The sequence below is a fragment of the Stutzerimonas stutzeri genome (genome assembly GCF_013522825.1).
In the GTDB taxonomy this organism is placed as follows: Bacteria; Pseudomonadota; Gammaproteobacteria; order Pseudomonadales; family Pseudomonadaceae; genus Stutzerimonas; species Stutzerimonas stutzeri_AK.
In genome coordinates this window covers 1-15,822 of sequence record NZ_JAAMQZ010000044.1, presented here as the reverse complement: position 1 = coordinate 15,822, position 15,822 = coordinate 1, and the positions used below count along the sequence as shown (strand labels likewise).

Genomic DNA, 15,822 nt, shown 5'->3' with positions numbered 1-15,822 from the left:
CTGTCGAAACAGGCTCGGTAGTTGGCAGGCTCAAAATGGCGGTGGGCTTTGCGAGTGAAACAAGGCAGTAGCCGTATACGGAGAGATGACTACCTGCGCGTGACGGCTGCGCATACGGCTGCCCGGTAGAGGGCGCTGTGGTGCGGGGCTTGCTTCATGTCGTACAGCTTCTGCGTTGGCTCGGCCTGCCAATTGCTATTAGGATTTTGTAGGCGGCATATTGTACGTCAGGTCTTGGTAATAACTTGTCACTAATCAAGAGCGATTCAAACTGACTCAAGGCTTTGGCTGGCAGTCGGAAGGCATTGCCACGGTGATTGGCAGAACAGGGCGCTGGAATGAGACCGCAACGGCTGCGCAGCCGTTGCGGTCGGGCCTGGTTATAACCCGGCGATGCGCTCGCGTTGTGCGACCAGGTTGGCTTTTGCCTGTTCGGCTTCGGCCAGTTTGGCGCGTTCCTTGTCGATCACTTCGGCAGGAGCCTTGTCGACGAAACCGGCGTTGGCCAGCTTGCCGCCGACGCGCTTGATCTCGCCATCGAGGCGGGCGATCTCCTTGTCCAGACGCGCCAGTTCGGCATCCTTGTCGATCAGCCCGGCCATGGGCACCAGCACCTGCATGTCGCCGACCAGGGCGGTGGCCGACAGGGGGGCTTCTTCGCCGGCGGCGAGACTGCGCACGCTCTCCAGCTTGGCCAGCTTCTTCAGCAACGGCTCGTTCTCGGCGAGGCGGCGCAGGTCGGATTCCGAGGCGTTGCTCAGTACCACGTCGATGCGCCTGGCCATGGAAATGTTCATCTCGCCACGGATCTGGCGGATGCCCAGCATGAACGCCTTGACCCACTCGATATCGCCTTCGGCAGACTCGTCGAGGCGCTCGGGGTTGTACTCCGGCCAGGGCTGCAGCATCAGGGTCGGACCGGACTTGCCCGCCAGCGGCGCGACGCGCTGCCAGATCTCTTCGGTGATGAAGGGCATGAACGGGTGCGCCAGACGCAGCGCGGTCTCCAGCACGCGCACCAGGGTGCGGCGGGTTCCACGCTGGCGTTCGGCAGAGGCACTTTCGTCCCACAGCAACGGCTTGACCAGTTCCAGGTACCAGGCGCAGTACTCGTCCCAGACGAATTCGTACAGCGCTTGTGCGGCCAGGTCGAAGCGGAAGTTTTCCAGCTGGCGGGTCACTTCGGCTTCGGTGCGTTGCAGCGCGGAGATGATCCAGCGGTCCACGGAGGACAATTCGACCGGCTCATCATTGATGCCCGTGTCCTTGCCCTCGGTGTTCTCGAAGACGAAGTTGGCGGCGTTCCACAGCTTGTTGCAGAAGTTGCGGTAGCCCTCGACGCGGCCCATGTCGAACTTGATATCGCGGCCCGTCGACGCGAGGGAGCAGAAGGTGAAGCGCAACGCGTCGGTGCCGTAGCTGGCGATGCCCTCGGGGAATTCGGCGCGGGTCTGCTTGGCGATCTTCTCGGCCAGCTTGGGCTGCATCATGCCGCTGGTGCGTTTTTCCAGCAGCTCGTCCAGGGTGATGCCGTCGACGATGTCCAGCGGGTCGAGCACGTTGCCCTTGGACTTGGACATCTTCTGGCCCTGGCCGTCGCGCACCAGGCCGTGCACGTAGACGGTCTTGAACGGAATCTGCCCGGTCAGGTGGGTCGACAGCATGATCATCCGCGCGACCCAGAAGAAGATGATGTCGAAGCCGGTGACCAGCACGTCGGTGGGGTGGAAGGTCTTGAGGAAATCGGTCTGCTCGGGCCAGCCGAGGGTGGAGAAGGTCCACAGGCCGGAGCTGAACCAGGTGTCCAGCACGTCCTCGTCCTGGCGCAGTTCCACTTCATTGCCGAGGTTGTACTTGCGGCGGACTTCCATTTCGTCGCGACCGACGTAGACGTGGCCGGCTTCGTCGTACCAGGCCGGAATGCGGTGGCCCCACCACAGCTGGCGGCTGATGCACCAGTCCTGGATGTCGCGCATCCAGCTGAAGTACATGTTCTCGTACTGCTTGGGCACGAACTGGATCTCGCCGCTTTCGACGGCGGCGATGGCTTTTTCCGCCAGCGGCTTGGTGGAAACGTACCACTGGTCGGTCAGCCAGGGCTCGATCACGGTGCCGGAGCGATCGCCACGCGGAACTTTCAGCGCATGGTCGTCGATCTTCTCCAGCAGGCTCATGGCCTCGAACTCGGCGACGATGGCCTTGCGCGCGTCGAAGCGATCCATGCGTGCGTAGCCGTCGGGCAGGGTCGCGTCGACCCGGTCGTTCGGCGTGCCGTCGAGGTTGAATACCTGGGCGCGTGCGAGAACGCAGGCGTTTTCGTCGAAGATATTGATCAGCGGCAAATGGTGACGCTTGCCGACTTCATAGTCGTTGAAGTCGTGGGCCGGGGTGATCTTCACGCAGCCGGTACCGAATTCGAGATCGACATACTCGTCGGCGACGATGGGGATCAGGCGGTTGACCAGCGGCAGCATGATGTTGCGACCGATCAGATCCTTGTAGCGCTCGTCCTCGGGATGCACCGCGACGGCGGCATCGCCAAGCACGGTTTCCGGGCGAGTGGTGGCGACCACCAGATAATCCTTGCCATCGGCGGTGCGCGCGTTGTCGGCCAGCGGGTAGCGCAGATGCCAGAGGTGGCCCTTCTCGTCGTGGTTTTCCACTTCGAGGTCGGAAATGGCGGTGTGCAGTTTGGTATCCCAGTTGACCAGGCGCTTGCCGCGATAGATCAGGCCGTCCTCGTGCAGGCGCACGAAGGCTTCCTTGACGGCTTCGGACAGGCCTTCGTCCATGGTGAAGCGCTCACGCGACCAGTCCACCGACGAGCCCAGGCGACGGATCTGCCGAGTGATGTTGCCACCGGATTCATGCTTCCATTCCCAGACCTTGTCGAGAAACTTTGCGCGGCCCAGGTCGTGGCGGCTGACGCCCTGCGCGCCCAGCTGGCGCTCGACCACCATCTGCGTGGCGATGCCGGCATGGTCGGTGCCCGGCTGCCACAGGGTGTTGCGACCCTGCATGCGGCGGAAGCGGATCAGCGCATCCATGATGGCGTTGTTGAAGCCATGGCCCATGTGCAGGCTGCCGGTGACGTTCGGCGGCGGGATCATGATGGTGTAGGGTTCGCCCGAACCCTGGGGCGCGAAGTAGTTGTTCGATTCCCAGGTCTGGTACCAGGAAGTCTCGATGGCGTGGGGCTGGTAGGTCTTGTCCATTCGGCGGGACCCTTAGAACGGCTGATCGGAAAAACCGGAGAGTATAAAGGCAAAGTGCCGAAGTGGCGGAATCAGCTGCCTTTAATTGCTGGCCTGGCGCCTTGCCTGCGTTTCAGGGGCGAGGCGAGCGGATCAGTTGCTCGGCGCGGCTCTCCAGGCGGCGTTTGAGTTCGGCCTCGATGTGCGGCACGAAATCGTCGATCACTTCCTGCAGAATAAGCTGTGCCGCGGTGCGCAGCTCATGGTCGAGGTGGCGTTCGGCCAAGGTGCGAAAAGCCGTGCGTACAGCCGGTTCGCGTGGCTCGTCCGGCGGCTGGACAGATTGCTGGGCAGGTGCGGTGGGTTCGACGACTTCCGACAGCAGAGGGATGCTGTCAGGGTCCAGGGGCTCATCCAGTGAATCATGCTCGTCGCCGAGCAGGGCGCGAATGGATTCCAGCTCGTCGAGCAGGTGCGCAGGTCTGGGCGGAGATGTGGACGTCATTATCAAGAGAGTTCCGGGCAGTAGCGCATCCTGGCGACTGGTGGCGGGTTGGGGAAAATTGCGACGAGATTCACAGTTCGACGCGTTTTGGATCATAGCCCCGCTGGTGATACAGGCGAAAGTTTTCGCGACAGGCGTTGAGCAACTCCGGCTGCTGATTGACGATCTCGATGACCCGACTGAAGTCGTCGATATGCGGCGATAGCGTCTGGGCGAGGTTGATCAGCAGGCCCTGGCTGGTTGCCGGTGGCTGCTCCAGGCCGATCACGACCGGGGCTTGCGGGTCCTGTTCGTAGCGCTCGTGAGGGATGAAGCGCTCGGCGCGAAAGCGCCAGAGCAGCTCATCCAGCTCGGCGCATTGCGCGGCATCCTGGCAGCGGATGAACACCGCCAGGCCATGCTGCCAGCCCTTGCCGGCCAGCTGACAGGCCGCCCTGGCGCGACCGGACGCGGTGCTGTCCGGCAATACGTAGAACTCGATGCGCGTCATGCCGGCGTTCCGTCAACTGTCCGGCTCATCTCACGCGATCCGATCCAGCAGGTACTGGGTGAGCAGCGGCACCGGTCGCCCGGTTGCGCCCTTTTCCTTGCCGCCACTGATCCAGGCGGTGCCGGCGATATCCAGGTGCGCCCAGGAATAGCCCTTGGTAAAGCGCGAGAGGAAACAGGCGGCGGTGATAGTGCCCGCCTTGGGCCCGCCGATGTTGGCGATATCGGCGAAGGGGCTGTCCAGCTGTTCCTGGTAGTCATCGAACAGCGGCAACTGCCAGGCGCGGTCGTCGGCGTTGCGACCGGCGTCCAGCAACTGGCGAGCCAGTTCGTCGTCATTGCTCAGCAGGCCGGAGGTCTGGCTGCCCAAGGCAACGATGCAGGCGCCGGTAAGGGTGGCGACGTCGATCACTGCGCGCGGCTTGAAGCGCTCGATGTAGGTCAGGGCGTCGCAGAGCACCAGGCGACCTTCGGCATCGGTGTTGAGGATCTCGACGGTCTGCCCGCTCATGCTGGTGACGATGTCGCCGGGGCGGGTGGCGCCGCCGCCGGGCATGTTCTCCGCGCAGGCCAGCACGGCCACCAGATTGATCGGCAGCTGCAGTTCCAGCGCGGCGCGCAAGGTGCCGAGTACGCTGGCGGCGCCGCACATGTCGTACTTCATTTCATCCATGCCCTGGCCGGGCTTGAGGCTGATGCCACCGGTGTCGAAGGTGATGCCCTTGCCCACCAGCGCATAGGGCTGATCACCTTTCTTGCCGCCGTTGTATTGCATCACCACCATGCAGCCGGGCTGGTCGCTGCCCTGGGATACGGCGAGGAACGAGCCTGCGCCCAGTTCGCGCAGTTTCTTCTCATCCAGCACCTCGACCTTCAGGCCCTTGAAGGCCTTGCCCAGCTTTTTAGCCTGCTCGGCGACATAGTTGGGGTGGCAGATGTTGGGCGGCAGGTTGCCCAGGTCACGGGCGAAGTTCATCCCTGCGGTGATGGCTTGGGCATGGCTGGCGGCCCGTTCGACCTGGGTTTGTTCGGCCTTGTCGCTGAGCAGGGTGATCCGACTCAGTGGGTGGGCATCGGCTTTTTTGCTCTTGAACTGGTCGAAGACGTACTGGCCACCGGCGAGGGCTTCCACCAGCAGGCGGGTGCGCGCGTAGCTGTCGCGGTCCTTGAGCTGCGCGTCCTGCAGAGCGAGGGTCGCATCGCTGCCGCCGAGATTCTTCAGGGCGCCGGAGATGGCGCCCGCTACCTTGCGCCACTGGCGCGCATCGAGCTCATCGGCCTTGCCGATGCCCACCAGCAATACACGTTCGGCCTTGATGCCAGGCAGTTGCTGGAGCAGCAGGGTTTGCCCCGGCTTGCCCTGCAGGTCTCCGCGCTTGAGGGTCGCTGTGATGGCGCCGGCGCTGGCGGCATCCACACTTTGCGCGATCTCGCCAAGGACGAGGTCTTCGCCAACCGGCAGGACCAGAGTGGCGGTTTTGGTTGCGGGCGCTTTGGTGGTTTTTACAACAAATTGCATGGTGTCGAGTCCCCAAGACAAAGAGTCGGGTTTGCAGGATAATGCCGGGCTTGTTTTCGGTGGTTCGTCTGGCGTGTCGTCTGTAAATCCGTGTATCGATTTTCAGTGACTGCTGCGTGCGGGCCGGCTGCGTAGCGGCTAGTGTGAGCGTAGCCGCCGGAGCCTGACAACCCTGGAGTGTCCGGTTTGATCGTCTTTCGTTACCTGTCCCGTGAGTTGCTGATCACCCTGAGCGCCGTGAGTGCGGTGCTGCTGGTGATCATCATGAGTGGTCGCTTCATCAAATATCTGGCTCAGGCTGCTCAGGGGCTGCTCGATCCGGGCGTGCTGCTGATGATCATGGGGTTCAGGTTGCCGGGCTTCCTGCAACTGATTCTGCCGCTGGGGCTGTTTCTGGGCATTCTGCTGGCCTACGGCAGGCTGTATCTGGATAGCGAAATGACCGTGCTGTCCGCGACGGGCATGAGCCAGCGCCGTCTGCTGGCTTACAGCCTGGCGCCTGCGGCGCTGGTAGCCGTGCTGGTTGGCTGGTTGAGCCTGGGTCTTGCGCCGCAGGGTATTGCCGAGGTTGACCGCATCCTCAACGAGCAGGACTCGCTGACCGAATTCGATACTCTGGTTCCCGGGCGTTTTCAGACTCTGCGCAACGGCACGCGTGTCACCTATACCCGAGAACTGACGCATGATCGCACGCAACTGGGCGGCATCTTCATTTCCGAAACCAACTTGTCCAGGGCCACCGGCGAAGCGCGTGGCTTGTCGGTGCTGGTGGCTGAAAGCGGGCGTCAGGAAATCCAGGCCGATGGCAGCCGTTACCTGATTCTGGAAAACGGCTATCGCTATGACGGCAATCCCGGACAGGCCAATTACCGGGCGATCCAGTACGACACCTATGGCGTCCTGCTGCCCAAGCCCGAGGTCAGCATCGAACTGAGCGAGCGCGAAGCACTGCCTACGCGTGAGCTGTTCGGCAGTGATGACATTCGTCTGCAGTCCGAGCTGCAATGGCGTTTATCGCTGCCGCTGCTGGTGTTCATCGTCACCTTGCTGGCGGTGCCGCTGGCGAAGGTGAATCCGCGTCAGGGGCGCTTTCTCAAGCTGCTGCCGGCCATTCTGCTGTACATGACCTACCTGGCCCTGCTGGTCGCCGCGCGGGGCGCGCTGGACAAGGGGCGAATCCCGGTGGCGCTGGGGCTCTGGTGGGTTCACGGGATTTTCTTTTCGATCGGGATGCTGATGCTCTACTGGGAACCGTTGAGACTTGCCCTCGACAAGCGACGTGCAGGGGCGGGGGTGGGCCATGCGTAAGCTCGACCGCTATATCGGCAGCCATGTCCTGCTGGCGATTCTGACCGTGCTTGGCATCATCGTCGGGCTTGCATTGTTGTTTGCCTTTATCGACGAGCTGGGTGATGTGAAGGGCAGCTACGGCATCCTGGATGCCGCGCTTTACGTGCTCTACACGACGCCGTCGCGTGTCTATGAAATGTTGCCGATGGCAGCGCTGATCGGTTGCCTCATCGGCCTGGGGATGCTCGCCAGCAACAGCGAGCTGACGATCATGCGGGCCGCGGGTGTTTCCCTGGGGCGTATCGTCCTGGCGGTGATGAGGCCGATGCTGTTGCTGCTGCTGGTCGGCGTGCTGATTGGTGAATATCTCGCACCCTGGAGCGAGAACATTGCCCAGGCCAGCCGCGCCATGGCGCAGGGAGCGGGCGAGGCGCAGAGCAGCAAGCGCGGGCTCTGGCACCGGCAGGGTGAGGAATTCGTGCATGTCAACGCGGTGCAGCCGGGTGGGGTGCTGCTGGGTGTGACACGCTACAATTTCGATGCACAGCGCCAGCTGCTGTCGGCCAGTTTCGCCCGGCGTGCACGTTATCAGGACGACCATTGGCAACTCACTGATATCGCCACGACGCATTTTCGGGGCGACCATACCGAGGTGGTCAACACGGCTGAAGAGCGCTGGGATGTGCAACTGACGCCGCAACTGCTGGGAACCGTGGTGATGGAGCCGGATGCGTTGTCGGTCACCGGGCTGTGGCGCTATATCCATTACCTCGGCGAGCAGGGGCTCAACAATGGGCGCTACTGGCTGGCGTTCTGGACCAAGGTCCTGCAGCCGGTGGTAACGGTGGCGCTGGTGTTGCTGGCCATCTCGTTCATCTTCGGCCCGTTGCGCTCGGTCACCCTCGGGCAGCGGATCTTTACCGGCGTCATCGTCGGCTTCGTCTTCCGTATCCTGCAGGACCTGCTCGGCCCGGCCAGCCAGGTTTTCGGTTTCTCGCCACTGATGGCGGTGCTGGTGCCGGCAGGCATCTGTGCGCTGGCGGGGGTATGGCTGCTGCGCAGGGCGGGGTAAAAGCCGATAAAGGCGTTTGAGGCTGGAAGGCTGGACGAAAAAGCTGTAGGTCGGGTCACGCTTCATCGACCCGACGAGCGGAGCCTCGGTGGATGTAAAAAGCGATATCCACCCTACGCTGGCTTGCAGCTTGCAGCTTGCAGCTTGCAGCTTGCAGCTATTTCTTATGGATATTCTTCGGCAAATGCACCACCAGGCTTTCCGAATAGATGTCATGCCAGGTGCGTTGCTGCTTGTCCCAGAGCATCCACCAGTAGCCAAGGCCCAGGGCGAGCCAGGACAGGATGGCGATCAGAAAGCGCAGCAGCGCCTGCCACAGATCGATGGCGCTGCCGTCGGCATTCTGGATGCGCACGCCCCAGACCTGCATGCCGAGCGTCTGGCCGTTGTGGGTCCAGAACTTGGCGAAAAAGCCGAACAGGCAGAACAGCAGCAGGGTGGCGAGAATGGGGTCTCTGTCCAGTCCGCCGCTTTCCGCCACTGCCTTGAGCGCTTCGCTGCCATAGAACAGGCGCAGCAGGACCTGTTGATAGAGCAGGGTGACAACCATCATCAGGGCAATCGAGAGAAACGAGTCGTATAGAATCGCGGCAAGCCGGCGGCTCAGGCTGGCGGCTGGGAACTGGCCTTGGGGGCTGAGTGACTGGTTGCGCATGAGCATGACGTCTCGTTGAATGAGGCAGGCGCGCATTCTACGGAAATGCGCGCATAAAAAAGCCCCTGATGCTGCCATCAGGGGCTTTTCGGAGCGGTGGCTTATTCCTGGATTTGAACCTGGTCAGCCTGCATGCCTTTTTGACCTTGCACAGCGATGAAGCTGACTTTCTGGCCTTCTTTCAGGCTCTTGAAGCCGTTACCTTCGATCGCGCGGAAGTGCACGAACAGATCCGGACCGCTCTCAGGAGTGATGAAACCAAAACCTTTTTCGTCGTTAAACCACTTGACGGTACCGTTCTGACGATTCGACATGTCTTTGTATCCTTGAAACTCAATAGTAGAAGCGCGCCTGCACGGCAGGAGCGGGAACTGGTTGCAAGGAGTAAGGAGTCGAGCGGGATGTAGCGGATCGGATGATCTACTGCACCAGGTCACGATTCTACGGCGACCCATGCAAACACAGTGGGCACACTCTACGATAACTCGCAAGGAGTGCCAACCCCTCGCAGCCATAGAATTTGCCCTGTCCAGGCAGCGCTTTTTCAGCGCGATGTAAGCGGGCGGGTCAACTGGAAACAGCCTTGCAAGCCTGTTTCGACCGTGCTGCCGTGCAGTGAATGCCGCTCTTGTGTCGGGTGTTGCGAGGGGTGTCGAGCTACAGGGCTCTGATAATGCTGTAAAGCGCTGCCGTGCTGCAAAACTGCCGGCATTCAGCGGGCTATCGGCTACCCGTTGAATAGAATGATGGTGCCTCGAGAGAGACTCGAACTCTCACGTTGTTACCAACGGCGGATTTTGAATCCGCTGCGTCTACCGATTCCGCCATCGAGGCACAGTGGCGGCGAAGTATAAGGATGCGCCGTAGGCCGGTCAATCGTTCGGCGTGGTCAGATTGCGGTGATTCCGCTAAGCTTTGCGCCCCCTGAGCTCCGTGCCGATCATCCTTACATGCAAGTCTCCGCTTTTTCCTTCGAGTTGCCCGATTCCCAGATCGCGCGCCATCCACTGGCCGAGCGTCGCGCCAGCCGCTTGCTGGTGCTTGACGGGCAGACCGGCAAGCTGGCGCATCGAGGCTTTGCCGATCTGCTCGACCATGTGCGTCCTGGTGATCTGATGGTGTTCAATAACACCCGCGTGATTCCGGCCCGGCTGTTCGGTCAGAAGGAAACCGGCGGCAGGCTTGAGGTGCTGGTCGAGCGGGTGCTGGACAGTCATCGCGTGCTCGCGCATATCCGCTCCAGCAAATCGCCGAAGCCTGGCAGCAGGATTCGGATCGATGGCGGTGGCGAGGCGTTGATGCTGGTGCGCCATGATGCATTGTTCGAGCTGGCGTTCGACGAGCAAGTGCTGCCGCTGCTGGAGCGCGTCGGCCATATGCCGTTGCCTCCTTATATAGACAGAGCGGATGACAGTGCCGATCGTGAGCGCTATCAGACGGTGTATGCCCAGCGCACCGGCGCGGTGGCGGCGCCCACGGCCGGGCTGCATTTCGATGATGCGCTGCTGGAGGCGCTGCGCGAGACGGGCGTCGAGACGGCCTTCGTCACCCTGCACGTGGGGGCAGGGACCTTCCAGCCGGTACGTGTCGAGCGTATCGAAGACCACCACATGCACAGCGAGTGGCTGGAGGTCGGCCAGGAAGTGGTCGATGCGGTCACAGCCTGTCGCCAGCGAGGTGGTCGTGTCATCGCGGTGGGGACCACCAGTGTGCGCTCGCTGGAGAGTGCTGCGCGGGATGGCACGCTCAAGGCGTTCAGTGGCGACACCGACATATTCATCTATCCGGGCAGGCCCTTCCATGTAGTGGATGCTCTGGTGACCAATTTTCATCTACCCGAATCGACCTTGCTGATGCTGGTTTCAGCCTTCGCCGGCTATCCGGAAACCATGGCGGCCTATGCCGAGGCTGTGGCTGAGGGCTATCGCTTCTTCAGTTACGGCGATGCCATGTTCATCACGCGCAACCCGGCCCCGCGCGGCCCCGAGGAAACACCATGAGCCGTACCTGCCACATGTCCTTCGAACTGCTCGCCACCGACGGCAGGGCCCGTCGCGGACGCCTGACCTTTCCGCGCGGCACAGTGGAAACGCCGGCGTTCATGCCGGTGGGCACCTACGGCACGGTCAAGGGCATGTTGCCGCGCGACGTCGAGGAAATCGGTGCCGAGATCATTCTCGGCAACACCTTTCATCTCTGGCTGCGCCCCGGTACTGAAGTGATCAGGGCGCACGGCGACCTGCATGACTTCATGCAATGGAAAGGCCCGATCCTGACAGACTCGGGCGGTTTCCAGGTGTTCAGTCTGGGGGCGATGCGCAAGATCAAGGAGGAGGGCGTCTACTTCGCTTCTCCGGTGGACGGCGCCAAGGTCTTCATGGGGCCGGAGGAGTCGATGCAGGTCCAGCGCGATCTGGGCTCCGATATCGTGATGATCTTCGATGAATGCACACCTTATCCGGCGGATGAGGATGTTGCGCGTCGCTCCATGGAGCTGTCGTTGCGCTGGGCCAAACGCTCGAAGCAAGCGCATGGCGACAGTTCGGCGGCGCTGTTCGGCATCGTCCAGGGCGGCATGCACGAATCGCTGCGCATGCGTTCGCTGGAGGGCCTGTGCGAGATCGGTTTCGACGGCCTGGCCATCGGCGGTCTTTCCGTGGGTGAGCCCAAGGAGGAAATGATCCGGGTGCTGGACTTCCTGCCGACGCAGATGCCGGCTGACAAGCCGCGCTATCTGATGGGCGTCGGCAAACCCGAAGATCTGGTCGAGGGCGTGCGTCGTGGTGTGGATATGTTCGACTGCGTGATGCCGACTCGTAATGCCCGCAACGGCCACCTGTTTACCGATACCGGCGTGGTGAAAATTCGCAACGCGGTACATCGTCATGACGATTCGCCGCTGGAGGCGGACTGCGATTGTTACACCTGCAAACACTTCTCCCGCGGCTATCTGCATCATCTGGACAAATGCGGTGAAATGCTCGGCAGCATGTTGAATACAATCCACAACCTGCGGCATTACCAACGTTTGATGGCCGGTTTACGCCAAGCCATTCAACAAGGTACATTGGCGGCCTTTGTCGATGCCTTCTATGCAAAGCGCGGCTTGCCAACGCCGCCGCTTGCATGACGAAATTCCATAATTTAAATCTCTGCAACAGGAGTGCTACATGAGCTTTCTGATTCCCGCCGCCTACGCTCAAGAGGCTGCCGCTGGTCCTGCCGGAAGCGGCTTCGAGTGGCTGTTTCTGGTCGGCTTTCTGGTCATCTTCTATCTGATGATCTGGCGTCCCCAGGCCAAACGCGCCAAGGAGCACAAGAACCTGATCGGCGGCCTGCAGAAGGGCGACGAAGTGGTGACTTCCGGTGGCATCGTTGGCAAGGTCACCAAGGTTGCCGATGATTTCGTCGTGATCGAAGTATCCGACAGCGTCGAACTGAAGTTCCAGAAAGTGGCGATTGCCGCGACCCTGCCCAAGGGCACTCTGAAAGCCATCTGAGCCGACTTCATTCAATAGCAACGACGGGGCGCGCAAGGCGCCCCGCGTCATTAGACGGGCTGCGTCATGCTCAATAGATTCCCCCTCTGGAAATACCTGCTGATACTGGTGGTGCTGGCAGTTGCCTGCATTTATTCGGCTCCTAATCTCTATCCCGACGATCCGGCTGTCCAGATTACCGGCGCTACCACCTCGCTGAGCGTCACCGAGGCCGATCTGAATAGAGCGAGTGCAGCGCTTGAAGAGGCTGGAATCGAGGTCAAGGCTGCTTCGCTGGACGAGCAGGGCAGGGGCGGCCTGTTGCGGCTGATACACCAGGACGACCAGTTGCCGGCCAAGGACGTAATCCGTCGCGCGCTTGGCGACGCTTATGTGGTGGCCCTCAACCTGGCGCCGACTACGCCCGACTGGCTGCGTAACCTCGGTGCAAGCCCGATGAAGCTTGGTCTGGACCTGTCCGGTGGTGTGCACTTCCTGCTCGAAGTGGACATGGACAAGGCTGTCGAGACGCGCTTGAACGTCCATGAAGGCGAGGTCAAGAGCCTGTTGCGCAAGGAGCGTGTCCGCTACCGCAGCCTGCCCACGCAGGGTAGTGCGGTGCAACTGGGCTTTGCCGACGAGGCGACGCTGTCCGCAGCACAGGCCCTGATCCGCAAGAATTTTACCGATTTCGACATTACCTCCAGTGAGCGTAATGGTCAGCAGGTGCTACGTCTGGCTCTTACCGAGGCGAAGCTGGCGGAGATTCGCGAGTATTCCATCAAGCAGAACCTCACTACGGTTCGTAATCGGGTCAACGAGCTGGGCGTATCCGAGCCGCTGGTGCAGCGCCAAGGTGCGAGCCGCATCGTGGTCGAATTGCCGGGCGTACAGGACACTGCGGAAGCCAAGCGCATCCTCGGCAAGACTGCCAACCTGGAGTTCCGTCTGGCAGCCGAGATGGATGCCCCGCGTGCAACTACCGAAACCTTCGAGTTCCGCCAGGAAGGGCGCCCGCCGGCGCAGTTGGAGCGTTCGCTGATCATCACCGGCGACCAGGTGACCGATGCCCAGGCCAGTTACGACGAGAATGGCCGTCCGCAGGTCAACATCCGTCTGGATGGTCATGGCGGCGAACTGATGAACCGCGCGACGCGCAACAGTGTCGGTCGCAGCATGGCGGTGATCTTCATCGAACAGCGTCCGCAGACCAGTTACGTCAAGCAGATGGTCGAGGGCGTCGAGCAGGAAGTGCGCGTCGAGACCTTTGTGGAAGATAAAAGGATCATCAGCCTGGCGACCATCCAGTCACCGCTGGGCAGTCAGTTCCGCATCACTGGCCTCGATGGCCAGGGCGAATCCTCGGAACTGGCGTTGCTGCTTCGCGCGGGTGGTCTGGCGGCGCCGATGTACTTCGCCGAAGAGCGCACCATCGGCCCGAGTCTGGGCGCCGAAAATATCAAGTTGGGCGTCCAGGCAGCGATGTGGGGTTTCCTCTTCGTCGCAATTTTCATTGTGCTGATCTACAAGTTCTTCGGCGTGTTGGCGACCGTTGCGCTGTTGTTCAACATGGTGGCGCTGACCGCGCTGATGTCGATGCTGGGTGCGACCCTGACGCTGCCGGGTATCGCCGGTATCGTATTGACCATGGGCATGGCGGTGGACGCCAACGTGCTGATCTTCTCGCGGATACGAGAGGAAATTCAGAATGGCATGTCGGTGCAGCGCGCCATTCACGAGGGCTTCGATCGTGCGTTTTCCGCGATTGTCGACGGCAACCTCACCACCTTGCTGGTGGGTGGCATTCTCTTCGCCATGGGCACCGGGCCGATCAAGGGTTTTGCGGTCACGCTGTCGCTCGGAATTCTGACGTCGATGTTCACTGCAATCATCGTGACTCGCGCCATGGTCAATCTGATCTATGGTGGCCGCGATCTCAAGAAGCTGTGGATTTAAGGGGCTAGCACGATGAAGCGCGTAATCAATTTCATGGCGGTGCGTAATGTGGCCTTCGTCCTGACGCTACTGCTGACTATTGCCTCGCTGGCCAGTCTGGCGGTGAAGGGCTTGAACTTCGGCCTGGATTTCACAGGCGGCACCCTGGTTGAACTGAACTATGAAAACCCGGTTGCCCTGGAGCAAATTCGTGGACAGCTGAGCGAGGGTGGCTTTGAAGGGGCGCTGGTGCAGAGTTTCGGCGCGACTACCGATGTGCTGATCAGGATGCCAGGCGACGATCCCCAGTTGGGCGAGCGTATTGCCGGGTCTTTGCGTGGTCAGGGCACCGGTGGAGACGTCATCGTCAAGCGAGTGGAGTTTGTCGGTCCTTCTGTGGGCGAGGAACTGCGTGATCAGGGCGGGTTGGGTATGTTGCTGGCCTTGGGCGGGATTCTGATCTACGTTGCGTTCCGCTTTCAGTGGAAGTTTGGCGTCGGCGCCGTGGTGTCGCTATTTCACGACGTGATCGTGGTGTTGGGGGTTTTCTCGTTCTTCGAGATATCTTTCGACCTTACCGTACTGGCTGCCGTACTGGCGGTCATCGGCTACTCGCTCAACGACACCATCGTGATCTTCGACCGCATTCGGGAGAACTTCCGAACGCTACGCAGGGCCGAGCTGATCGAGAACATCAACATTTCCACTACCCAGACTCTGCTGCGAACGCTGGCGACCTCGATTTCAACCTTGTTGGCGGTTGCGGCGCTGATGGTGTTCGGTGGCGAGAATCTCTGGGGTTTCTCGCTGGCGTTGATGATTGGTGTAGGGGCGGGAACCTACTCGTCCATTTACATCGCCAGCATTTTCCTGATCTGGCTCAAGCTCACCCGTGACGACCTGATCCCGCCGGTTGTCGAAGAGGTCGATGAGAGTCCCTGAACATTCGAACTTCTGGCGAGTTTCAGTGCCTAAGCGCGCAGCGGGGTCTTGCCCGTCGGAAGAAGGAATGTGCAGTGAACAAGTCAATGCTGGTGGGTGCGGTTCTGGGCGCGGTAGTGGTAACTGCAGGTGGTGCATTCGCCACCTATATGCTGGTCGATCGCGGGCCTGAGTTCGCCGAAGTGCTCGCGGTGGAGCCCATCAAGGAAACCATCAAAACGCCACGGGAAGTCTGCAAGGAGGTTGCCGTAACGCGACAGAAGCCGGTACAGGACGAACACCGCATCGCCGGCACAGCCGTGGGCGCCGTGGTCGGAGGCCTGCTGGGTAATCAGGTGGGTGGTGGCAACGGCAAGAAGATCGCCACTGTGGCGGGCGCGGTCGGTGGTGGTTACGCGGGTAACCAGGTGCAGCAGCGGATGCAGCAGAACAGCACCTACAGTACCACCGAGACACGCTGCAGCACCGTTACCGACAGTCACGACAAGATTGTCGGCTATGAGGTGAAATACGATCTCGATGGCAAGGTCGGCAGCGTCCGCATGGACCGTGACCCTGGCAGTCAGATTCCGGTCAGGGATGGGCAGCTGGTTTTGGCTCAGCAGCCCTGAATTGATGTCTAGTCCTGAAATAGGTTTACACCGATTCAGCTAGATTTCGGTACTAAAACGCCCGATGCACGGCATCGGGCGTTTTGTATTTCAGAGACAGATGCGGTCGTTCCGTGTTGTAGACCTCGATG

At 61.1% G+C, this 15,822-nt stretch carries 14 protein-coding genes and 1 tRNA gene; 8 read left to right on the top strand and 7 right to left on the bottom strand.

The features are described 5' to 3' along the window. Positions 1-380: 380 nt before the first annotated feature. From G7020_RS20590 to G7020_RS20575, 4 genes are all read right to left on the bottom strand, one after another. Positions 381-3,215 (bottom strand): valine--tRNA ligase, encoded by a 2,835-nt coding sequence (locus G7020_RS20590; protein WP_181086855.1) that lies wholly within the window; start codon positions 3,213-3,215, stop codon positions 381-383. A gap of 112 nt (positions 3,216-3,327) precedes the next feature. Beyond that, positions 3,328-3,699, bottom strand: coding sequence for a DNA polymerase III subunit chi (locus G7020_RS20585; RefSeq protein ID WP_181086854.1), 372 nt, complete (start codon positions 3,697-3,699; stop codon positions 3,328-3,330). Positions 3,700-3,769: 70 nt separating this feature from the next. Continuing rightward, positions 3,770-4,189, bottom strand: a complete 420-nt coding sequence (locus G7020_RS20580) for a DNA polymerase III subunit chi (protein ID WP_181086853.1) — start codon at positions 4,187-4,189, stop codon at positions 3,770-3,772. Positions 4,190-4,219: 30 nt separating this feature from the next. Continuing rightward, positions 4,220-5,707 (bottom strand): leucyl aminopeptidase, encoded by a 1,488-nt coding sequence (locus G7020_RS20575; RefSeq protein WP_181086852.1) that lies wholly within the window; start codon positions 5,705-5,707, stop codon positions 4,220-4,222. A gap of 186 nt (positions 5,708-5,893) precedes the next feature. Between G7020_RS20575 and lptF the strand changes: the two genes are divergently transcribed. Beyond that, entirely contained in the window at positions 5,894-7,015 is a 1,122-nt protein-coding gene (gene lptF, locus G7020_RS20570) for an LPS export ABC transporter permease LptF (RefSeq protein ID WP_181086851.1), read from the top strand. Next, positions 7,008-8,069 (top strand): LPS export ABC transporter permease LptG, encoded by a 1,062-nt coding sequence (gene lptG / locus G7020_RS20565; protein WP_181086850.1) that lies wholly within the window; start codon positions 7,008-7,010, stop codon positions 8,067-8,069. Before lptF ends, lptG begins: the two co-directional genes overlap by 8 nt. 157 nt (positions 8,070-8,226) lie before the next feature. Here lptG and G7020_RS20560 read toward each other — a convergent pair whose 3' ends face one another. From G7020_RS20560 to G7020_RS20550, 3 genes are all read right to left on the bottom strand, one after another. Further along, entirely contained in the window at positions 8,227-8,724 is a 498-nt protein-coding gene (locus G7020_RS20560; RefSeq protein ID WP_181086874.1) for an RDD family protein, read from the bottom strand. A gap of 101 nt (positions 8,725-8,825) precedes the next feature. Beyond that, positions 8,826-9,038, bottom strand: a complete 213-nt coding sequence (locus G7020_RS20555; RefSeq protein WP_014853413.1) for a cold-shock protein — start codon at positions 9,036-9,038, stop codon at positions 8,826-8,828. Positions 9,039-9,471: 433 nt separating this feature from the next. Continuing rightward, a tRNA-Leu gene (locus G7020_RS20550) sits at positions 9,472-9,558 on the bottom strand. 116 nt (positions 9,559-9,674) lie between these two features. Here G7020_RS20550 and queA point away from each other — a divergent pair. The 6 genes from queA to G7020_RS20520 all read left to right on the top strand — a co-directional run bounded on the left by queA (position 9,675) and on the right by G7020_RS20520 (position 15,691). After that, positions 9,675-10,724: a tRNA preQ1(34) S-adenosylmethionine ribosyltransferase-isomerase QueA gene (queA, locus tag G7020_RS20545; RefSeq protein ID WP_181086849.1), complete on the top strand. Its 1,050-nt coding sequence runs from the start codon at positions 9,675-9,677 to the stop codon at positions 10,722-10,724. A gap of 14 nt (positions 10,725-10,738) precedes the next feature. Continuing rightward, complete coding sequence (tgt, locus tag G7020_RS20540; protein WP_181086873.1) at positions 10,739-11,854, top strand: tRNA guanosine(34) transglycosylase Tgt; 1,116 nt, start codon at positions 10,739-10,741, stop codon at positions 11,852-11,854. Between the two features lie 40 nt (positions 11,855-11,894). Next, positions 11,895-12,224, top strand: a complete 330-nt coding sequence (yajC, locus tag G7020_RS20535) for a preprotein translocase subunit YajC (RefSeq protein WP_181086848.1) — start codon at positions 11,895-11,897, stop codon at positions 12,222-12,224. A 66-nt stretch (positions 12,225-12,290) separates the two neighbouring features. Then, complete coding sequence (secD, locus tag G7020_RS20530) at positions 12,291-14,159, top strand: protein translocase subunit SecD (protein WP_181086847.1); 1,869 nt, start codon at positions 12,291-12,293, stop codon at positions 14,157-14,159. 12 nt (positions 14,160-14,171) lie between these two features. After that, on the top strand, positions 14,172-15,080 hold the full coding sequence (secF, locus tag G7020_RS20525; protein WP_181086846.1) for a protein translocase subunit SecF: 909 nt from the start codon (positions 14,172-14,174) through the stop codon (positions 15,078-15,080). Between the two features lie 74 nt (positions 15,081-15,154). Then, entirely contained in the window at positions 15,155-15,691 is a 537-nt protein-coding gene (locus tag G7020_RS20520) for a glycine zipper 2TM domain-containing protein (protein ID WP_181086845.1), read from the top strand. Positions 15,692-15,822 lie beyond the last annotated feature (131 nt).